Below are 19,155 nucleotides of genomic sequence, written 5' to 3'. Positions count from 1 at the left end.
CTACTGATTCCGATAGCAAAATGGACCGATTAGTGCGGATTCGCTTGCCCAGCGCTGCTCTCACTGACAGAATCGCTCCATGAGCACCCCTCGGGCAGCGAATCCGGCCAAACCGATGCAGATCGACGACGTGTCCAAAGCGATCGTCGAGCAATTGCAAGTCGACGGCCGCCGGTCCTACGCGGAGATCGGCAAAGCCGTCGGTCTCAGCGAGGCTGCCGTGCGTCAGCGCGTGCAGAAGCTGACCGAGTCAGGCGTCATGCAGATCGTCGCCGTCACCGACCCGATGCAGCTCGGCTTCTACCGCCAGGCCATGATCGGCGTGCGGGTGACCGGCGACACCCGCACGGTCGCCGACAAGCTGGCAGCGATGCCCGCCGTCGACTACGTGGTCCTCACGGCGGGGACGTTCGACATCCTCGCCGAAGTGGTCTGCGAGAACGACCTCGACCTGATCACGATGCTCAACTCCGAGATCCGGACGCTCGACGGCGTGCTGTCGACCGAGACGTTCGTTTATCTCAAACTCCACAAACAGTTCTACAACTGGGGAACACGATAGAGATGACATACGTAGAAACGTTCGACGCGCCCATCACGGCCGAAGACGCCGTGCTGCAGGCGAAGGCCAAGGACCACCTCTGGATGCACTTCGCCCGGCAGTCGGTGATGGAGGACGGCCACGGCGTGCCGATCATCACCAAGGGCGAGGGCCACCACATCTGGGACTCGCACGGGCGCAAATACATCGACGGACTGTCCGGGCTCTTCGTCGTCAACGCCGGGCACGGCCGCAAGCGTCTCGCCGAGGCGGCCGCCAAGCAGGCCGAGCAGCTCGCGTTCTTCCCGATCTGGTCCTACGCGCATCCGAACGCCATCGAACTGGCCGACCGCCTCGCCCACTACGCGCCCGGCGACCTGAATCGCGTGTTCTTCTCCACGGGCGGCGGCGAAGCCGTCGAGACCGCGTTCAAGCTCGCCAAGTACTACTGGAAGCTGCAAGGCCGTCCGACCAAGCACAAGGTGCTGTCGCGCAACGTCGCGTACCACGGCACCCCGCAGGGAGCACTCGCCATCACGGGCATCCCGGCCATGAAAGAGATGTTCGAGCCGCTGACGCCCGGAGGCTTCCGCGTTCCGAACACCAACTTCTACCGCGCCGCCGAGATGGGCGCCCCCGCCGACGACATCGAGGCCTTCGGTGTGTGGGCGGCCAACCGCATCGAGGAGATGATCCAGTTCGAGGGTCCGGAGACCGTCGCGGCGATCTTCCTCGAGCCTGTGCAGAACTCGGGCGGATGCTTCCCGCCGCCCCCCGGCTACTTCCAGCGCGTGCGTGAGATCTGCGACAAGTACGACGTCCTCATGGTCAGCGACGAGGTCATCTGCGCCTTCGGCCGCATCGGTCGCATGTTCGCGTGCGACGAGTACGGCTACGTGCCCGACATGATCACCTGCGCCAAGGCCATGACGAGCGGATACTCCCCCATCGGCGCGACCATCATCAGCGACAAGCTGTACGAGCCGTTCAAGCACGGCAACACGTCGTTCTACCACGGCTACACGTTCGGCGGGCATCCGGTGTCGGCGGCCGTGGCGCTGGAGAACCTCGACATCTTCGAGGAGGAGAAGCTCAACGAGCGCGTTCGCGAGAACTCGCCGCTGTTCCGTGCCGAGCTCGAGAAGCTGCTCGCGCTGCCGATCGTCGGCGACGTGCGCGGCGACGGCTACTTCTTCGGCATCGAACTGGTGAAGGACAAGGCCACCAAGGAGACGTTCGACGACGACGAGTCCGAGCGCCTGCTGCGCGGCTTCCTGTCGAAGGCGCTGTTCGAGGCCGGCCTGTACTGCCGCGCCGACGACCGTGGCGACCCCGTCGTGCAGCTCGCCCCGCCGCTGACCATCGGCCCCGAGGAGTTCACGGAGATCCGTCAGATCCTCGAGTCCGTCCTCACCGAGGCGTCCAACCACCTCTAGGGCTCTGCCCCTGGTGAACCACCATCGAGTCCGGACCTCTCCGGTCGAAGCCCGATTCGGCTGACGAGGTCCGGACTCGATCTCTCTGACCACCCGCACTCACGAAACGGATGCTCATGCGCGACAGGCAGTCGGCGTACTGGTTCGACTCGATCAGGGAGGTGGAGGACGGGTTCCGGCCTCGTCCGGGGCTCGGCGGCGACATCGACGTGGACGTCGCGATCGTCGGGGCGGGACTCACCGGCCTGTGGACCGCGTACTACCTGCACGAGCGCGATCCTGCTCTGCGCATCGCCCTGCTCGAGAAGGAGGTCGCCGGTTTCGGCGCCTCCGGTCGCAACGGCGGCTGGTGCTCGGCCCTGTTCCCGAAGTCGGGCCGCGCCCTCGAGGCCCGGTACGGCTTCGACGCGGCCGTCGCCCAGCGGCGCGCCATGGTCGATACCGTCGACGAGGTCGGCCGGGTCGCCGAGGCCGAGGACATCGACTGCGACTTCGTGCGCGGCGGGACCGTCACCTTCGCCCGGTCACGCGTGCAGCTCGGCAGTGCTCGCGATGAGTTCGCCGAATCCGAGCGGTACGGCGCCGACCAGGTCTCGCTGCTCGGCACCGAGACGGTGCGCTCCCGGTTCGGGGTTCCGGATGCCGTGGCCGCGACCTTCTCGCCGGCCTGCGCCCGCGTGCACCCCGCCAAGCTGGTGCGCGGCCTCGCCCGGGTGGTCGAGCGCCGCGGCGCCACGATCTACGAAGGCACCGAGGTCCTCTCCTGGGATCGGGGCACCGTGTCGGCCGTCTCCGGCGACGTCGCGCGAACGGTTCGCGCCGGCACCGTCGTGAACGCGACCGAAGGCTACGGCTCGGCCATCGCCCAGGTCGGACGGCGCATCCTGCCCATCTACTCGCTGATGATCGCGACCGAGCCGCTCAGCGACGAGACCTGGGAACGGATCGGCATCGAGCACGGCCAGACGTTCGCCGACTTCCGTCACCTGATCATCTACGGCCAGCGCACAGCGGACAACCGGATCGCGTTCGGCGGCCGCGGAGCGTTCTACCACCTGAACAGCGCCATCAGCCCGGACTACGAGAACGACTCGCGCGTGAGCGAGCACCTGCGGCACGCCCTCGTCGACCTGTTCCCCGCTGCCGCCGGCGCCCGGATCACCCACCACTGGGGCGGACCGCTGGGCATCCCGCGCGACTGGCACGCGAGCGTCGGCATCGACCGCGAGCGCCGCGAGGCCTGGGCCGGCGGCTACGTCGGCGACGGCCTGAGCACCACCAACCTCGCCGGCCGCACGCTCGCCGACCTCCTCACCGGCGCGAGCACGGACCTCACCCGGCTCCCGTGGGTCGGCCACCGTTCGCCGCGGTGGGAGCCGGAGCCGCTGCGCTTCGCCGGCGCCAACGCAGGGCTGGTCGGCATGCAGTTCGCCGACACCGAGGAACGCCTGACCGGGCGCCCCTCGGTCATCGCGCGGCTGCTCGGCCCCCTCACCGGCCACTGACGCTGTCGGCGGTCGGCACCCGTCCCGTGGCCCCGCACTCCACCCGTCCCCGCAGCAGTCGCCTCCCAGCTCCTGAATTCAGGCGGCCGTGCGCCGAGACCGACCGGATGCCGGCGAGCGCGCATTCCTGCACGCACGCAACTCCGGAGATCGCCACCCGCTCGGGCCACGATCCCCGGAGTCACGCTCACACAGACGGCGCGCCGCCCCGGGCATCCGGAATTGCCGACCGCTACGTCTCGTCGCTGACCGGCGCCGCGAACTGCGCGTTGTACAAGGAGTAGTACGCCCCGCCCGCCGCGAGCAGCTCGGCGTGGGTGCCCTGCTCGACGATGCGGCCCGCCTCCATCACCAGGATCAGGTCGGCATCCCGGATGGTCGACAGCCGGTGCGCGATCACGAAACTCGTGCGATCCGTACGCAGAGCCGCCATCGCCTTCTGCACCAGAACCTCGGTGCGCGTGTCGACCGAGCTCGTCGCCTCGTCCAGGATGAGCACGCTCGGCCGCGCGAGGAACGCACGCGCGATCGTCAGCAGCTGCTTCTCTCCCGCGGAGACGTTGCCGCCCTCGTCGTCGAGCACTGTGTCGTAGCCGTCGGGCAGCGAGTGCACGAACCGGTCGACGTAGGTCGCGCGGGCCGCGTCGAGGATCTCCTCCTCCGTCGCATCCGGTCGCCCGTAGGCGATGTTCTCGCGGATCGTCCCGTTGAACAGCCAGGTGTCCTGCAGCACCATGCCCATCCGACGGCGCAGGTCGCGCCGGGTCATCGACGCGATGTCCACGCCGTCGAGAGTGATGCGACCCGAGTCGAGCTCGTAGAACCGCATCATCAGGTTGACCAGGGTGGTCTTGCCGGCGCCGGTCGGACCGACGATCGCAACCGTCTGCCCGGGCTGGGCGACGAGCGACAGGTCCTCGATGAGCGGCCGGTCCTCCACGTAGCGGAACGACACGTCCTCGAACGCCAGCCGCCCCTTCGTCCCCTCCGGGCTCCGCGGCTCCGCCGGGTCGGTCGACTGCTCGCCGGCGTCGAGCAGCTCGAACACGCGCTCGGAGCTGGCGACGCCTGACTGCAGCAGATTCGCCATCGAGCCCAGCTGCGTGAGGGGCTGCGTGAACTGACGCGAGTACTGGATGAACGCGGTCACGTCTCCGAGCTGCATCGCGCCGGTCGCCACCTGCAGGCCGCCGACCACGGCGATCACGACGTACATGAGGTTTCCGACGAACATCATCGCCGGCATGATGATCCCCGAGATGAACTGCGCGCCGAAGCTCGCCTCGTACATCTCCTCGTTCTTCAGCCGGAACTGCTCCTCGACCTCGCGATGACGGCCGAATACCTTCACCAGGGCGTGGCCGGTGAAGGCCTCCTCGATCTGGCCGTTCAGCTCGCCGGTGTGCTTCCACTGGCTGACGAACAGCTTCTGCGAACGCTTGGCGATCACCGTGGTGATGACCAGCGTCAGCGGGATGGTGATCAGCGCGATCACGGCGAGCAGCGGGGAGATGGTGAACATCATCACGACGACACCGATCACCGTGAGCAACGAGGTGAGCAGCTGGCTCATCGACTGCTGCAGGGTCTGCGAGATGTTGTCGATGTCGTTCGTCACCCGGCTCAGCAGCTCGCCGCGCTGCATCCCGTCGAAGTACTTGAGCGGCAGGCGGTGGATCTTCGCCTCGACATCTTGACGGAGGCGGTAGACCGTCCGCTGCGTGATGCCGTTGAGCACGTAGGCCTGCAGATAGCTGAACACCGACGACGCGATGTACAGCGCCAGCACCCACATGAGGACCATGCCGACCGCCGTGAAGTCGATGCCCGCGCCGGGGGTGAACGTGGTGCCGCTCAGCAGATCGGCGAGCTGGCCGTTGCCCTTGGCGCGCTCCGAGGCGATCACCTGCGCCTGCGTCATCCCGCTCGGGTAACCCAGCGAGATCGCACCGGCGAAGACGAGGTTGATGGCGTTGCCGAGCAGTTTCGGGCCGAGCACGGCGAAGAACACGCTGACCACGGCGAGCAGGGTCACGAACGTGAGCTTGATCACCTCCGGCCGCAGCCGGCCGGCGAGACGCTTGGCCGACGGGCCGAAGTTCATCGACTTCTCGACCGGTCCCGCCATCCCGCCGAACGGGCCCCCTCCACCCGGGCCGCGGCGCGGGATCGGACGAACGGGCGCCTCCTCCTCGGTGTCGATCTCGTCGCTCATGCTGCTTCCTCCGCGGTGAGCTGCGACGAGACGATCTCTGCGTAGGTCTCGTTCGTCTGCAGGAGTTGTTCGTGGGTGCCGCGCCCGACCACCCGGCCGTCGTCGATCACGACGATCTGGTCCGCGTCCACGATCGTCGAGACGCGCTGCGCGACCACGATCATCGTGGCGTCGGCGACGTTTCGCGCGAGGGCCGCGCGCAGCCGGGCATCCGTCGCCGTGTCGAGCGCCGAGAACGAGTCGTCGAACACGTAGATCTCGGGACGCTTCACGAGGGCCCTGGCGATCGCCAGCCGCTGGCGCTGACCGCCGGACACGTTCGTCCCGCCCTGCGAGATCGGCGCGTCGAGCTGCTTGCCCATGCTCTCGACGAAGTCTTTGGCCTGCGCGATCTCCAGCGCCTGCCAGAGCTCCTCGTCGGTGGCGTCCGGCTTCCCGTACCGCAGGTTGCTGGCGACGGTGCCGGAGAACAGGTACGGGCGCTGCGGAACGAGTCCGATGCGCGACCAGAGCAGGTCGGGGTCGAGTTCGGCCACGTCGACGCCGTCGACGAGGACGATGCCGCCCGTCGCGTCGAACAGTCTCGGTATGAGGTTGATCAGCGTGGTCTTGCCGGCGCCGGTGCTGCCGATGATGGCCGTGGTCTCGCCGGTCTTCGCCATCAACGTGATGTCGCTCAGCACCGGCTGCTCGGCCCCCGGATACGAGAAGCTCACATCCACGAACTCGACCGTGCCGCGCGACTCGAGCGCGGTGATCGGGTCGTCGACGGCGTGCACGGACGACTCCGTCTTCAGCACCTCGCCGATGCGATCGGCGCATACGGCCGCACGCGGAACGAGCACCGCCATGAACGTCGCCATCATCACCGCCATCAGGATCTGAAGCAGGTACTGAAGGAACGCGGTGAGCGTGCCGATCTGCAGCGACCCGTCCTGGACGCGGAAGGCGCCGAACCAGATCACGGCGACGCTCGACACGTTGAGCACCAGCATCACGATCGGGAACATCAGGGCGAACAGCCGGCCGGCCCGCAGCGCGGTGTCGGTGACCTCGTCGTTCGCCTTCTCGAAACGGGACGTCTCGATGTCCTCGCGGACGAACGCCCGCACCACCCGGATGCCCGTCAGTTGTTCGCGCAGCACCCGGTTCACCCGGTCGATCCGCTCCTGCATCTTGCGGAAGAGCGGGACCATGCGCGAGATGATCACGCTGACCGCCACCAGGAGGATGGGAACGCTCACCGCGATCAGCCAGGAGAGCTGGATGTCCTGCTGCATCGCCAAAATGATCCCGCCGATGGCCAGGATGGGTGCGGAGATCAGGAGGGTGCAGGTCATCAGCACCAGCATCTGCACCTGCTGCACGTCGTTCGTGTTGCGGGTGATGAGCGACGGGGCGCCGAACTTCGACACCTCCCGCTCCGAGAACTCGCCGACCTTCTGGAAGATCGCGCCGCGCAGGTCGCGACCGACGCGCATGGCGACCTTGGCCCCGAAGTACACGGCGGTGATGGCGCATGCCACCTGCAGGAGCGTCACGCCGAGCATCGCGAGCCCGACCATCACGATGTATTCGGTGTCGCCCTTCGCGATGCCGTTGTCCGTGATGTCGGCGTTGAGGGTGGGAAGCCACAGCGACAGAAGCGATTGCGCGAGCTGGAAGGCCACCACCCCGACGAGGAGCGGCCAATGCGGGCGGAGGAACCGGCCGAGGAGCGGGAGAAGCATGGGGGCCTCCTAGAGTGCCGTGGGTGCGGGAGTCGCTGCTGGTGCTGCTGGTGATGTGGATGCTGCGGATGCGGCCGACGTTGGCGATTCCGGGGACTCGGCCGTGCGGGGCGTGAAGACCACGAACGGCTTTCCCGCGACGCCGATGAGCGCGATGTCGGCGAGCTCGTCGATCCCGAACTCGACGCCCTCGTTGAGCGCCGGGAACGCCGATGCGAAACTGATCAGCCGCAGGATGTACGCGATCCGGTCGGGCGGCCAGTTGAGCTGTTCGGCCTCCGGCTCCAGGATGCGCGCGATGATCTTCGCGAACTCCTGACGCTCCTGCTTGACCGGAGGGCGTTCGGGACCAATCACCGCCATGATCCGCATCACGCTCTCGAACCGTTCGCGGAGCAGGTAGATGATCGCACGCACCTTGTGCTGCAGCGGGAGCACGGGGTCGATGGAGCGCAGCGCCTCGCGGAGCGGCTCGGGATCGAGGTACGTCTCGATCGCCGCCCGCACGAGGGTCTCTTTGTCGCCGAAGGCCCGGAAGATGGTGCCTTCCGCGATGCCGGCCGCCTCGGCGATCTGCTTCGAGGTGAGGGAGCGGCCGTGCTCAAGGAGCAGCGGGATCACGGCGTCGATGATCATCGCCTGCCGATCTTCGATCGACATCGCCTGGGCGCGCCGCGTGCGTTCCTTCTCCGCGCTTTCCACCTCGTCACTCTACGCGGAGTGAGTGCTCACTCACAACGATCCCAGCGTTCGCCGCCGGCGAACACGCACGCGCCTACCGCGCGCAGCGCCCGGAGCGAGGGACTAGGAGAAGAGCGCGGTGATCGCGGCGATCTCCTCGGGCGTGGCGCGCCAGGAGGTCGCAGCCTGCGCGTTCTGCACGATCTGCTCGGGCTTGGTCGCCCCGGCGATCACACTCGTGAGGCCGGGCTGGGCCAGCAGCCAGGCGAAGGTCGCCTCGAGCATGGTGACCTCGCGCTCGTCGCAGAACTCCTGGTACATCTCGATCACGTCCCAGGGCGCGTTGTCGACCAGGTGCTTGCGGATCATCATGATGCGGCTGTCGGCCGGCCCGCCCTCGCGCGAGAACTTGCCGGTGAAGAGGCCGTTGTAGAGAGGGAAGAAGGGGAGGAAGCCGAGCCCGTAGGCGTTGACCGCGGGCAGCACCTCTTTCTCCGCCCCGCGCACCAGGAGGCTGTACTCGTTCTGAGACGAGATGAACTTCGGATGCCCATGCAACTCCGCGGTGAACTCGGCTTCGGCGATCTGCCAGCCGGCCAGGTTGGAATGGCCGATGTACCGGATCTTGCCCTCGGTGATGAGGTCGTCGAGCGTTGCGAGCGTCTCCTCGATGGGAGTGATGGGGTCGGGGGTGTGCAGCTGGTAGAGGTCGATCCAGTCGGTGCGCAGGCGGCGCAGGGAGGCTTCCACGGCCAGCCGGATGTACCGCCTCGACCCGCGGGCGCCCCAGTCGGGGCCGTTGGCGCCCGCCATGTCCATGCCGAACTTCGTGGCGAGCACGATCTGGTCGCGCTTCCCGTCGAGCGATTTGCCCATCAGCGTTTCGGAGAGCCCGCGCTCGGCGCCGTAGATGTCGGCGGTGTCGAAGAAGGTGACGCCAGCGTCGAGCGCGGCGCCGATCACCGCATCCGTTCCGGCCTGGGACTCGGATGCGGTGCCCGCCCGCCCGAAGTTGTTGCAGCCCAGGCCGATGGTCGAGACGACGAGTCCCGAGTTTCCGAGGGTGCGGTAGTCGATTTCTGCCATGCTCCGAGTCTATTTGGCCGTCGAAGCCCGCCGAGCACCCCTCCACAGCCGCAGCCCTGGCTTCGTTATCCCCAATGTCCGATTTCCGCGAGTGGATGTCGGCCCCTCGCCCTAAAGTCGAAGCATGAGCACTTCCTTCGCCTATCTCACTCGCATGAGCAGCCCCATCGGCCGCCTCGAACTCACGAGCGACGGCCAGGCCATCACCTCGCTCTCGATCGAGCGCGGCGGTCACCTGCCTCTCGAAGAGCATCCGGAACGCAGCACCCCTGTCCTCGAGCGCGCCGTACGTCAACTCGACGAGTACTTCGCCGGCGATCGCAAAGACTTCGACCTGCCGGTGAGTTTCACCGGCACCGCCTTCCAGCGCGCGGTCTGGCAGAGACTCGCCGATCTCGAATACGGCCAGTTCACGTCCTACGGCGAGCTCGGGCTCGAGATCGGGCGTCCGGGGTCCGGCCGTGCGATCGGCGGCGCCGTCGGTGCCAACCCCATCCCGATCATCATCGGCTGTCACCGCGTGCTCGCCTCCAACGGTAAGATCACCGGCTACAGCGGAGGCGAGGGCATCCCCACCAAACTCTGGCTGCTCACGCACGAGGGGATCATGCTGGCCGCATGAGCGACGCCGTCATCACCGGCGACGATGGACTCGCCCGCTGTTCCTGGTCGGCCAACGACGCCGATTACCGCCGCTATCACGACGAAGAATGGGGCCGCGAGCAACGCGACCCCCGCGCCCTCTACGAGAAGCTGTGCCTCGAAGGATTTCAGGCCGGCCTCTCCTGGATCACCATCCTCCGCCGCCGTCCGGCGTTCCGCGAGGTCTTCCACGGCTTCGAACCGGCAGCAGTCGCGGAAATGACCGAAGCCGACGTGCAGACCCTGCTTCACGATGCTCGCATCATCCGTCATCGCGGCAAGATCGAGGCCACCATCTCCAACGCCAAAGCGGTCCTCGCCCTCGACGGCTCCCTCACCGACCTCATGTGGGGCTTCGCGCCGGCGAGAGACTCCCGCCCTCGCCCGCAAGCATGGTCGGATGTACCGGCGGTCACGCTGGAGTCCACGGCGCTGAGCAAGGAGCTGCGGCGCCAGGGCTTTCGCTTCGTCGGCCCCACGACGATGTACGCCCTGATGCAGGCAACCGGAATGGTCGACGACCATTTCGAGGGCTGCTTCCGCGCTGCGTGACCAGCTCGAAGCCCAGTCGCCCGCACGCGCACCCGCCCACGCAGAACAGCAGCCGCCTCGGCAGCAAAGGCGCACCCCCACCCCGAAGGGGTCGGGCCGACGACGGCACTCTTTTCGAACGCTGGATTCTCGCTCGCGGGGCCAACATCCGCACGTGCCCGACCGCAGGCGGATTGATGACCGTCACGCATCCGAGCGAACAAGGTCGGCGTGAATGGGAATTCACACCGGGTTTCCGTTTCGTCGGCCCGACAGATCGGCGAGGCTGAGCGCACCTCAACGTTGAGAGCGCCAAACCCACCTCGGCTGGATGCTCCTCCTCTGGTTCGCATTGCCCGATACGAAGCTGTGATTGAGCTTCACCTTGGTGTGAGCTTATCTCACTTTTCTCAGGTTCACTACCGCCGTCGGTCCCTGATCGCGGTCATGCACTCTTGAGTGTGTGCCCAGTTCGGGGGACACGATAGAGCGCTCCCGCCGCTCACGCTCTAGCGGAGGGCCGCCATCAATCGGCCCGGCACTCCGGTCACCTCGGGCACCACCAACTCCAGGCCCCCACCGGCCTCGGGACCGCTCGCGAGACTCAGGTCGTACCCTTCGGCCCGAGCCCAGTCGAGCAGTTCCCCGCTGCCGGCGAAGTCGACGCCCGCCTCGATCAGCGCACGGGTGAACAGGCCCTTCGCCTGCTTGTTGAAGTGATTGAGCGCGCGAGTACGACCGTTCTCGTCCCGAGCGAGAACCCGGACAAAGTGCACGTGGTCGCGCAGAGGCACCGGCCCCAACGCCGCGTAACCCTCCGAGCGCAGGTCGACGATGAGACCCTCGCGTGCGGCCAGTACGTCACCGACGGCCGGAACCCAGCGCTTCTTCAAGCTGGGCGCACCGCGCTCGGCGGACAGGCGGGAGTCGAACGACAGCCGGTAGGCGGGAACAGGGTCCCCGGCCGCCACCAGCCCCAGCAGAGCCGAGTGCACCGCGACGTTGTCGTGCGCGAACGCTCGCTGCTGCGCGGTCAACGCGGGAGCATCCAGGGCGTCGTAGAGCACGCCGGTGTAGCGCTCCAGGGCCGGCATCGTCTGCGCGGTCGGGATCGCCCGGTTCCGGTCCACCTCGGCACCCTGCTTCGGCCCGAGTTTAAGGGCCCGGATGCTCGCCTCACGATCACGCGACAGCACAGCGACCGCGTCCAGTACGTCGCGGCGAACCGTCGTCAGCGGCGCGAAGCTCAACCGCGCGAGATCGAGCGGCTCCCCCGCTCCCCCGTCCCGCTTGGTCTCGGAGGGCGGCAGAAGGATGAGCACCCTAACGCTCCAGGAAGGCCAGCGCGATCTCCACGTTCTCGCCGAGCGGCAGGGCGGTGTCGATGGTCACGCGCGGAAGCGTGGCGCAGGCGCCTTTCCACTCCGCGTACTCATCGACGCTCTGTTCGACCGCATACACCGTGGGGACGACCTGACGCTTCGAGAGGCGCGCCTTGTGCAGCTCCCCGTCGGAGCACACGACCTCGATCACCCGCAACTGCACGTCGGAGCGTGCCGCGAGGTCACGCCACTGCAGCCGGGCCGGCTCGACCGCGTTCACCGCGTCGACGATCACCGAGTGACCCGCGAGCAGCACCTGTTCGGCCATCGTCTCGGCGACGAGGTAGGCCGCCAGGCCCGTCGGCTGATCGGAGTCGATCCCTGCTTTGAGGATCGACGCCTCGATCGGGTCGACGGACACGGTCGTGGCCCCCATGCGCGCACCGATGATCTCGGCGAGCGTGGACTTGCCCGAGCCGGGGAGCCCGGCCATCGCAACCAGTACGGGGACGCGGACGTCTCCGAACTGTCGGTCGAACGGCACTACCGGCTCAGCCATGGTCAGACCAGCTCGGCCTGTCGCGCGACGACCGTGACCGTGTTGTTCTCGACGGAGAGGAAGCCGTCATCGGCCTGAGCCTTGATCGACTCCCCTCCGGTCAGAGTCACGCGCACCTCGCCGGCGGCGAGGATGGCCAGCAGCGGTTCGTGGCCGGGGAGGATACCGATCTCACCCTCGACCGTTCTCGCGACGACCATGCTCGCCTCGCCCGACCACACTTCGTGGTCGGCGGCGACGACGCTGACGTTGAGGACAGCCATGACTAGCCGTTCTCCTTCTGGATCTGCGCCCACTTCTCTTCGACGTCGGAGATCGAACCGACGTTGAAGAAGGCCTGCTCTGCCACGTGGTCGTACTCACCCTTGGCGATCGCGTCGAACGACTCGATGGTGTCCTTCAGCGGAACGGTCGAACCTTCGACGCCCGTGAACTTCTTCGCCATGTAGGTGTTCTGCGAGAGGAACTGCTGGATGCGGCGCGCACGCGACACCGTGATCTTGTCCTCCTCGGAGAGCTCGTCGACACCGAGGATGGCGATGATCTCCTGCAGTTCCTTGTTCTTCTGGAGGATCTGCTTGACCGTGGTGGCGACGCGGTAGTGGTCCTCGCCCAAGTAGCGGGGGTCGAGGATGCGGCTGGTCGAGGTCAGCGGGTCAACGGCCGGGTAGAGGCCCTTCGACGCGATCTCACGCGACAGCTCGGTGGTGGCGTCGAGGTGGGCGAACGTGGTCGCCGGCGCGGGGTCGGTGTAGTCGTCGGCGGGGACGTAGATCGCCTGCAGCGAGGTGATCGAGTGTCCGCGCGTCGAGGTGATGCGCTCCTGCAGAACGCCCATCTCGTCGGCGAGGTTGGGCTGGTAGCCCACCGCGGACGGCATGCGGCCGAGCAGCGTCGAGACCTCGGAGCCGGCCTGCGTGAAGCGGAAGATGTTGTCGATGAAGAGCAGCACATCCTGCTTCTGAACGTCGCGGAAGTACTCCGCCATGGTCAGGGCCGACAGGGCGACGCGCAGACGCGTTCCCGGCGGCTCGTCCATCTGGCCGAAGACGAGCGCGGTCTTGTCGAAGACGCCCGCCTCCTCCATCTCGTGGATGAGGTCGTTGCCTTCACGGGTGCGCTCGCCGACACCGGCGAACACCGACACACCGCCGTGGTCCTGCGCGACGCGCTGGATCATCTCCTGGATGAGGACCGTCTTGCCGACGCCCGCACCTCCGAAGAGGCCGATCTTTCCACCCTGCACGTACGGGGTGAGGAGGTCGATGACCTTGATGCCGGTCTCGAACAGCTGGGTCTTCGACTCGAGCTGGTCGAACTTCGGGGGCTCGCGGTGGATGCCCCAGCGCTCGGTGATCTCGACCTTCTCGCCGGGCTCGAGGTTCAGGATGTCACCGGTGACGTTGAACACCTTGCCCTTGGTCACGTCTCCGACCGGCACCGTGATGGGGCCGCCGGTGTCGCGGACCTCGCCGCCGCGGACGAGGCCGTCGGTCGGCTTCAGCGCGATGGCGCGGACGAGGTCGTCGCCGAGGTGCTGGGCGACCTCGAGTGTGATCTCGGTCGCCTGCTCACCGATGGTGATGGTGGTCTTGAGCGCGTTGTAGATGCCCGGGATCGAGTCGTGCGGGAACTCGATGTCGACGACCGGGCCCGTGACGCGGGCGATACGCCCCACGCCGGCAGGCTGCGCGGTCGAAGCCTGGGCTTCGGCGGTTGCGGTAGTCATGTGTCTTCTCTTCTCGTTCTACTAAACGTGTGTCGGCCCGGTCACTTGGCGGAGGACAGTGCGTCCGCTCCGCCGACGATCTCGGAAATCTGCTGGGTGATCTCGGACTGGCGAGCGTTGTTCGCCAGGCGGGTGTAATCGGTGATGAGCTTGTCGGCGTTGTCGCTCGCGGCCTTCATCGCCTTCTGCGTCGCGGCGTGCTTGGAGGCGGCCGACTGCAGCATCGCGTTGAAGATGCGGCTCTCGATGTAGACCGGCAGCAGCGAGTCGAGCACCGTGCTCACATCCGGCTCGAACTCGTAGAGCGGGAGGACCTGGCCGGTGCTGGGCTCCTCCACGCCTTCGACGACCTCGAGCGGGAGCAGGCGGACGACCTGCGGCTCCTGCGTGAGCATGCTCACGAACCGGTTGTAGACGATGTGGATCTCGTCCACGCCGCCGTCCGACGCGTCGCGCAGGAAGGACTCGAGGATCGCGTCCGCGATCTCCTTGGCCTGCTCGAACTGCGGGGCATCCGTTCCACCGGTCCACACCCGCTCGAACGCCCGGCGGCGGAAGCTGAAGTATCCGCTCGCCTTGCGTCCGATCAGGAAGTAGACGACATCCTTGCCCTGGCTGCGCAGCAGCTCTGCGAGCCGCTCGGACTCTTTGAGCACGTTCGAGTTGAACGCGCCGGCGAGTCCGCGGTCGGACGAGAAGATGACGATCGCAGCGCGCTCGATCTTCTCCGGCTCGGTCGTGAGGACGTGCTCGACGTTCGAGTACGTCGCGACCGCCGAGACCGCGCGCGTGATGGCGCGGGCGTACGGCGACGATGCAGCGACCCTCGCCTGCGCCTTCTGGATGCGTGAGGCGGAGATCAGCTCCATGGCCCGAGTGATCTTCTTGGTCGTCTGGGCAGACTTGATCTTCTGCCGGTAGACCCGAAGTTGCGCTCCCATGTGTCTCCTACGTACCTATCTGCTCGTGCGTCGCGCTCAGCGCTTCGCCTTGACGATCTGCTCCTGGTTGACATCTTCCTGAGCGATCGCCTCGAACTCTTCGCGCCCGACGGAGGCGAGGGGCTTGCCCTCACCGGTCTGGAACTCGAGCTTGAACTTGTCGACCTCGGCCGAGAGCTTGTCGACCGTCTCGTCGGAGAGCACGTTGGTCTCGCGCAGCACGTCGAGCACGTCGGAGTTGCGGCGCAGGTGATCGAGCAGCTCGGCCTCGAAGCGCAGGATGTCTTCGACGGGGACCTCGTCGAGCTTGCCGTTGGTGCCGGCCCAGATCGAGACGACCTGCTCCTCGACGGGGAAGGGCGAGTACTGCGGCTGCTTGAGGAGCTCCGTGAGGCGGGCACCCCGGGCGAGCTGGCGACGGCTGGCCTGGTCGAGATCGGACGCGAACATCGCGAACGCCTCGAGCGACCGGTACTGGGCGAGCTCGAGCTTGAGCGTTCCCGAGACCTTCTTGATCGACTTCACCTGTGCGTCACCGCCGACGCGCGAGACCGAGATGCCCACGTCGACCGCGGGACGCTGGTTGGCGTTGAAGAGGTCGGACTGGAGGAAGATCTGGCCGTCGGTGATCGAGATCACGTTGGTCGGGATGTACGCGGAGACGTCGTTGGCCTTGGTCTCGATGATCGGCAGACCGGTCATCGAGCCGGCGCCCAGCTCGTCGGAGAGCTTGGCACAACGCTCCAGCAGACGGGAGTGCAGGTAGAACACGTCACCGGGGTACGCCTCGCGTCCCGGCGGACGACGCAGCAGCAGCGACACGGCGCGGTACGCCTCGGCCTGCTTCGACAGGTCGTCGAAGATGATCAGAACGTGCTTGCCCGCGTACATCCAGTGCTGGCCGATGGCCGAGCCGGTGTACGGGGCCAAGTACTTGAAGCCCGCGGGGTCGGAGGCCGGGGCCGCCACGATGGTGGTGTACTCCATCGCGCCGGCGTCCTCGAGCGCGCCCTTCACCGAGGCGATGGTCGAGCCCTTCTGGCCGATGGCGACGTAGATGCAGCGGACCTGCTTGTTCTCGTCGCCGGACTCCCAGTTGGCCTTCTGGTTGATGATCGTGTCGATCGCGATGGCCGTCTTACCGGTCTGCCGGTCGCCGATGATCAGCTGACGCTGGCCGCGGCCGACGGGGATCATGGCGTCGATCGCCTTGATGCCGGTCTGCAGGGGCTCGTGCACGCTCTTGCGCTGCATGACGCCGGGCGCCTGCAGCTCGAGCTCGCGACGGCCTTCGGAAGCGATCTCGCCGAGTCCGTCCATCGGGTTGCCGAGCGGGTCGACGACACGGCCGAGGTAGCCGTCGCCGACGGGCACCGAGAGGACCTCGCCGGTGCGGGTCACCTCCATGCCTTCGACGATCCCGTCGAACTCACCGAGGATGACCACGCCGATCTCGTTCTCGTCGAGGTTCTGGGCGAGGCCCGCGACACCGTTCGAGAAGCGGATGAGCTCGTTGGCCATGACACCGGGGAGACCCTCGACGTGCGCGATGCCGTCCGACGCGTCGATGACGTGCCCGATCTCGGTGGTGTCCGCCTTGGACGGCTCGTAGTTGGAGACGAAGTCCTTCAGCGCATCCCGAATCTCATCGGGGCTGATCGTTAGTTCTGCCATCGTTGTTCCCTATCTCTGCGGGACGTGGACGTCCCTGAATGCCTGTGTTCGGCAGGAGACCGTGCGGTCAGCCCACCAACTGAAGTCGTAATTCGTGGATGCGCGAAGCGATGCTGCCGTCGATCACGTCGTCGCCGATCTGCACGCGCAGGCCGCCGACGAGGGCGGTGTCGACGATCTGGTTGATCTTCAGCTTGCCGTACTTCTTCGCGAGCACGGCTTGCAGACGCTTCTCCTGTTCGGCGGGAAGCGACGTGGCGGTGTAGACGGTGGCGATGGTCAGCTCGGACTGGGCCGCGACCATGCGCGCGGCATCGCGGAGAGCTTCGCGGATGCTCCGGCCGCGGGGCTGCAGCACGAGCTGCCCGACGATGGCCGCAGTCTGCTTCGAGGCCTTGCCGGCGAGCAGACGGTCGACCAGGGCGGCCTTGGAGGCCGGGTCGGCGAGCTTGCTGCGCAACGCGAGCTCGAGCCCTGCGTTGGAGGTCACGGCGCCTCCGAACGTGAAGAGCTCCGTCGCGATGTCGACGTCGGCCGGAGCCGACTGCGCGATCGCACGGATACCGAGTTCTTCGAGGGCGGCGAGCAGGTCGACCGCCTTCGACCAACGCTGAGCGGCGACGACGGTGAGGAGTTCGAGAGCGGTCGGAGAGACCTGGGAGCCGAAGACGCGCTCGATGAGCGCGGCCTTGCCCGCCGGGACTGCCGACGGGTCGGTGAGAGCCGCTCGGAGCTGGGCCGAGTCGGCGACGACTCGGCCTGCGGCGAACAGGTCTTCGGCCGTCGCCAGATCGGCCTTGGTCCCCTGGGCGGCGAGAGCCGACACGGACCGGGCCAATGCTTCTCTGGTGGCGCTTCCCATTACGTGCTCGATCCCGCCTTCTCGCTGGCCTCGAGGTCGGCCAGGAACCGGTCGACGATCGCCTGAGCCCGCTTGTCCTCGTTGAGTACCTCGCCGACCACGTTGGACGCGAGGTCGATCGCGAGCGATCCGACCTCGGCGCGCAGCGACACGACGGCCGACTGACGCTCCGCCTCGATCTGAGCCTGCGCGTTGGATGTGACGCGGGCGGCCTCAGCGGTCGCCTGCTCCTTGAGATCCGCGAGGATCTTCTGGCCGTCTGCGCGAGCCTGCTCGCGGATCTTGCCTGCTTCGGCGCGTGCGTCGGCGAGCTGGGCGGTGTACTCCTCGAGGAGCGCCTCCGCCTTGTGCTGTGCCTCGTCGGCCTTCGCGATGTTCCCTTCGATCGCCTCTGCGCGCTCATCGAGGAGCTTCTTCATGCGCGGAAGAACCAGCTTCCAGAAGAAGAACAGGATGATGACGAAGCAGATCAGCGAACCGACGACGTCATACCACTGGGGAATGAGCGGGTTGATCTGCTCTGCTGCCGCAGCGGCGTTAACCACACCGTTGAGCATCGTTCCTCCTTACTGAAGAAAGATAAAGAGGACTTAGACGAAGATGAAGTACGTTGCGATACCGATGAACGCCAGCGCCTCGGTGAAGGCGATACCGATGTACATCAGAACCTGGAGACGACCGGCCAGCTCAGGCTGGCGGGCGACGCCTTCGATCGTCTTGCCGACGACGATACCGACGCCGATGGCAGGGCCGATGGCGGCGAGGCCGTATCCGACAGTGGCAATGTTGCCGTTGATAGCAGCGATGTCCACGTTATGTGTTTCCTTCCGTGATGGCGATCCGTGCGGGCGCGCGGAGCGTTGTTAGTGTTCCTCGGCGACTGCGAGCTGAATGTAGACAGCAGTGAGCAGTGCGAAGACGTAAGCCTGGAGGACTGCCACCAGGATTTCGAACAGGGTGAAGACGAAGCCGAAGGCGAAGGTGCCCACTCCGAAGAGCGACCACCAGCCGCCCGCCGTGAAGAAGAAGAACGCCGTCGCGCTGAAGAAGAGCACGAGCAGAAGGTGGCCGACGACCATGTTCATCAGGAGTCGGAGCGTCAGTGTGATCGGACGCAGGATGAACGTCGAGACGAACTCGATCGGCGTCACGATGATGTAGAGGGGCTTCGGCACGCCGGGCGGGAACAGCGCATTCCGGAAGAAGTTGCCGGGGCTCTTCTTGATGCCGGCGTAGATGAACACGATGTAGGCCGTGATCGCGAGCACCAGCGGAACACCGATGACCGACGTCCCCGCGATGTTCAGGAACGGGATGACGCCCGTGAGGTTCATGAACAGCACCATGAAGAAGATGCTGGTGATCAGCGGGAGGAAGCGCCGGCCGTCTTTCTTGCCGAGCAGGTCTTCTGCGATGTTGACCCGCGTGAAGTCGAGACCCATCTCCACGATCGACTGGAAGCGACCGGGGATGATCTTCATGCGGCGGGTGCCGAGCCAGAAGACCAGCACGATGGCCAGGACCGCGATGAAGCGGACGACCATGATGCGGTTGACCTGGAAGTCACCGATGGAAAAGATTGCGGGCGGGAAGAACTCATCGATCGACGGACCGTGGAAGCTGCCATCATCGGAGCTTGCGGTCTGGACCAGCAGGTTCACAGCGTTAGCTAACAGCGCTATCTCCTGTTTCGGGGCGTCG

General features: G+C 66.6%; 19 protein-coding genes. 5 read left to right on the top strand and 14 right to left on the bottom strand.

The annotated features are described in order from the left end of the window. Nucleotides 1-79: 79 nt before the first annotated feature. From ACFVV5_RS10640 to ACFVV5_RS10630, 3 genes are all read left to right on the top strand, one after another. Nucleotides 80-562 (top strand): Lrp/AsnC family transcriptional regulator, encoded by a 483-nt coding sequence (locus ACFVV5_RS10640; protein ID WP_387243127.1) that lies wholly within the window; start codon nt 80-82, stop codon nt 560-562. 2 nt (nt 563-564) lie between these two features. Beyond that, a complete protein-coding gene (locus tag ACFVV5_RS10635) occupies nt 565-1,977 on the top strand; it encodes an aspartate aminotransferase family protein (RefSeq protein WP_387243124.1) in 1,413 nt (470 codons plus the stop codon). Between the two features lie 116 nt (nt 1,978-2,093). Continuing rightward, complete coding sequence (locus ACFVV5_RS10630; protein ID WP_387243122.1) at nt 2,094-3,482, top strand: NAD(P)/FAD-dependent oxidoreductase; 1,389 nt, start codon at nt 2,094-2,096, stop codon at nt 3,480-3,482. Nucleotides 3,483-3,714: 232 nt separating this feature from the next. Here ACFVV5_RS10630 and ACFVV5_RS10625 read toward each other — a convergent pair whose 3' ends face one another. The 4 genes from ACFVV5_RS10625 to ACFVV5_RS10610 all read right to left on the bottom strand — a co-directional run bounded on the left by ACFVV5_RS10625 (nt 3,715) and on the right by ACFVV5_RS10610 (nt 9,194). After that, nucleotides 3,715-5,697 (bottom strand): ABC transporter ATP-binding protein, encoded by a 1,983-nt coding sequence (locus ACFVV5_RS10625; RefSeq protein WP_387243119.1) that lies wholly within the window; start codon nt 5,695-5,697, stop codon nt 3,715-3,717. Beyond that, nucleotides 5,694-7,427: an ABC transporter ATP-binding protein gene (locus tag ACFVV5_RS10620; RefSeq protein WP_387243116.1), complete on the bottom strand. Its 1,734-nt coding sequence runs from the start codon at nt 7,425-7,427 to the stop codon at nt 5,694-5,696. Before ACFVV5_RS10620 ends, ACFVV5_RS10625 begins: the two co-directional genes overlap by 4 nt. A 9-nt stretch (nt 7,428-7,436) precedes the next feature. Next, the gene (locus tag ACFVV5_RS10615; protein ID WP_387243114.1) at nt 7,437-8,129 is read right to left on the bottom strand and encodes a TetR/AcrR family transcriptional regulator; all 693 of its coding nucleotides are present in this window, start codon (nt 8,127-8,129) and stop codon (nt 7,437-7,439) included. Between the two features lie 102 nt (nt 8,130-8,231). Further along, a complete protein-coding gene (locus tag ACFVV5_RS10610) occupies nt 8,232-9,194 on the bottom strand; it encodes an aldo/keto reductase (RefSeq protein ID WP_387243111.1) in 963 nt (320 codons plus the stop codon). 124 nt (nt 9,195-9,318) lie between these two features. Between ACFVV5_RS10610 and ACFVV5_RS10605 the strand changes: the two genes are divergently transcribed. Both ACFVV5_RS10605 and ACFVV5_RS10600 read left to right on the top strand, forming a co-directional pair. Then, nucleotides 9,319-9,816 (top strand): methylated-DNA--[protein]-cysteine S-methyltransferase, encoded by a 498-nt coding sequence (locus ACFVV5_RS10605; RefSeq protein WP_387243108.1) that lies wholly within the window; start codon nt 9,319-9,321, stop codon nt 9,814-9,816. Continuing rightward, complete coding sequence (locus tag ACFVV5_RS10600) at nt 9,813-10,388, top strand: DNA-3-methyladenine glycosylase I (RefSeq protein ID WP_387243106.1); 576 nt, start codon at nt 9,813-9,815, stop codon at nt 10,386-10,388. Before ACFVV5_RS10605 ends, ACFVV5_RS10600 begins: the two co-directional genes overlap by 4 nt. 488 nt (nt 10,389-10,876) lie before the next feature. Here the strand turns inward: ACFVV5_RS10600 and ACFVV5_RS10595 are convergent, their stop codons facing one another. From ACFVV5_RS10595 to atpB, 10 genes are all read right to left on the bottom strand, one after another. Further along, the gene (locus ACFVV5_RS10595) at nt 10,877-11,689 is read right to left on the bottom strand and encodes a YaaA family protein (protein ID WP_387243103.1); all 813 of its coding nucleotides are present in this window, start codon (nt 11,687-11,689) and stop codon (nt 10,877-10,879) included. 1 nt (nt 11,690) lies between these two features. Continuing rightward, entirely contained in the window at nt 11,691-12,248 is a 558-nt protein-coding gene (locus ACFVV5_RS10590; protein WP_387243101.1) for an AAA family ATPase, read from the bottom strand. Nucleotides 12,249-12,250: 2 nt separating this feature from the next. Next, nucleotides 12,251-12,511, bottom strand: coding sequence for a F0F1 ATP synthase subunit epsilon (locus ACFVV5_RS10585; protein ID WP_387243098.1), 261 nt, complete (start codon nt 12,509-12,511; stop codon nt 12,251-12,253). Nucleotides 12,512-12,513: 2 nt separating this feature from the next. Next, nucleotides 12,514-13,977, bottom strand: a complete 1,464-nt coding sequence (gene atpD, locus ACFVV5_RS10580; RefSeq protein WP_387243096.1) for a F0F1 ATP synthase subunit beta — start codon at nt 13,975-13,977, stop codon at nt 12,514-12,516. Nucleotides 13,978-14,018: 41 nt separating this feature from the next. Further along, entirely contained in the window at nt 14,019-14,918 is a 900-nt protein-coding gene (locus ACFVV5_RS10575) for a F0F1 ATP synthase subunit gamma (protein ID WP_387243093.1), read from the bottom strand. Between the two features lie 36 nt (nt 14,919-14,954). Continuing rightward, the gene (atpA, locus tag ACFVV5_RS10570; RefSeq protein WP_387243090.1) at nt 14,955-16,592 is read right to left on the bottom strand and encodes a F0F1 ATP synthase subunit alpha; all 1,638 of its coding nucleotides are present in this window, start codon (nt 16,590-16,592) and stop codon (nt 14,955-14,957) included. 67 nt (nt 16,593-16,659) lie between these two features. Beyond that, nucleotides 16,660-17,454 carry a F0F1 ATP synthase subunit delta gene (locus ACFVV5_RS10565; protein WP_387243087.1) on the bottom strand — a complete coding sequence of 265 codons (795 nt, stop codon included), beginning with the start codon at nt 17,452-17,454 and terminating at the stop codon, nt 16,660-16,662. Then, nucleotides 17,454-18,011, bottom strand: coding sequence for a F0F1 ATP synthase subunit B (locus ACFVV5_RS10560; RefSeq protein ID WP_387243086.1), 558 nt, complete (start codon nt 18,009-18,011; stop codon nt 17,454-17,456). Before ACFVV5_RS10560 ends, ACFVV5_RS10565 begins: the two co-directional genes overlap by 1 nt. 33 nt (nt 18,012-18,044) lie before the next feature. Further along, nucleotides 18,045-18,266, bottom strand: a complete 222-nt coding sequence (atpE, locus tag ACFVV5_RS10555; protein WP_064111451.1) for an ATP synthase F0 subunit C — start codon at nt 18,264-18,266, stop codon at nt 18,045-18,047. 51 nt (nt 18,267-18,317) lie between these two features. Then, nucleotides 18,318-19,115, bottom strand: a complete 798-nt coding sequence (gene atpB / locus ACFVV5_RS10550; RefSeq protein ID WP_387243083.1) for a F0F1 ATP synthase subunit A — start codon at nt 19,113-19,115, stop codon at nt 18,318-18,320. Nucleotides 19,116-19,155: the final 40 nt, after the last annotated feature.

Source organism: Leifsonia sp. NPDC058248, from assembly GCF_042881905.1.
Taxonomy (GTDB): Bacteria; Actinomycetota; Actinomycetes; order Actinomycetales; family Microbacteriaceae; genus Leifsonia.
The sequence above is the reverse complement of the archived record's forward strand: the minus strand, read 5'-3'. Positions and strand labels throughout refer to the sequence as shown.

Excerpts from the sequence above, each read along its gene's own strand:
- ACFVV5_RS10640 (WP_387243127.1), top strand. The coding sequence starts at position 80 with ATGAGCACCCCTCGGGCAGCGAATCCGGCCAAACCGATGCAGATCGAC.
- ACFVV5_RS10635 (WP_387243124.1), top strand. The coding sequence starts at position 565 with ATGACATACGTAGAAACGTTCGACGCGCCCATCACGGCCGAAGACGCC.
- ACFVV5_RS10630 (WP_387243122.1), top strand. The coding sequence starts at position 2,094 with ATGCGCGACAGGCAGTCGGCGTACTGGTTCGACTCGATCAGGGAGGTG.
- ACFVV5_RS10625 (WP_387243119.1), bottom strand. The coding sequence starts at position 5,697 with ATGAGCGACGAGATCGACACCGAGGAGGAGGCGCCCGTTCGTCCGATC.
- ACFVV5_RS10620 (WP_387243116.1), bottom strand. The coding sequence starts at position 7,427 with ATGCTTCTCCCGCTCCTCGGCCGGTTCCTCCGCCCGCATTGGCCGCTC.
- ACFVV5_RS10610 (WP_387243111.1), bottom strand. The coding sequence starts at position 9,194 with ATGGCAGAAATCGACTACCGCACCCTCGGAAACTCGGGACTCGTCGTC.
- ACFVV5_RS10605 (WP_387243108.1), top strand. The coding sequence starts at position 9,319 with ATGAGCACTTCCTTCGCCTATCTCACTCGCATGAGCAGCCCCATCGGC.
- ACFVV5_RS10600 (WP_387243106.1), top strand. The coding sequence starts at position 9,813 with ATGAGCGACGCCGTCATCACCGGCGACGATGGACTCGCCCGCTGTTCC.
- ACFVV5_RS10590 (WP_387243101.1), bottom strand. The coding sequence starts at position 12,248 with ATGGCTGAGCCGGTAGTGCCGTTCGACCGACAGTTCGGAGACGTCCGC.
- ACFVV5_RS10585 (WP_387243098.1), bottom strand. The coding sequence starts at position 12,511 with ATGGCTGTCCTCAACGTCAGCGTCGTCGCCGCCGACCACGAAGTGTGG.
- atpD (WP_387243096.1), bottom strand. The coding sequence starts at position 13,977 with ATGACTACCGCAACCGCCGAAGCCCAGGCTTCGACCGCGCAGCCTGCC.
- ACFVV5_RS10575 (WP_387243093.1), bottom strand. The coding sequence starts at position 14,918 with ATGGGAGCGCAACTTCGGGTCTACCGGCAGAAGATCAAGTCTGCCCAG.
- atpA (WP_387243090.1), bottom strand. The coding sequence starts at position 16,592 with ATGGCAGAACTAACGATCAGCCCCGATGAGATTCGGGATGCGCTGAAG.
- ACFVV5_RS10565 (WP_387243087.1), bottom strand. The coding sequence starts at position 17,454 with ATGGGAAGCGCCACCAGAGAAGCATTGGCCCGGTCCGTGTCGGCTCTC.
- ACFVV5_RS10560 (WP_387243086.1), bottom strand. The coding sequence starts at position 18,011 with ATGCTCAACGGTGTGGTTAACGCCGCTGCGGCAGCAGAGCAGATCAAC.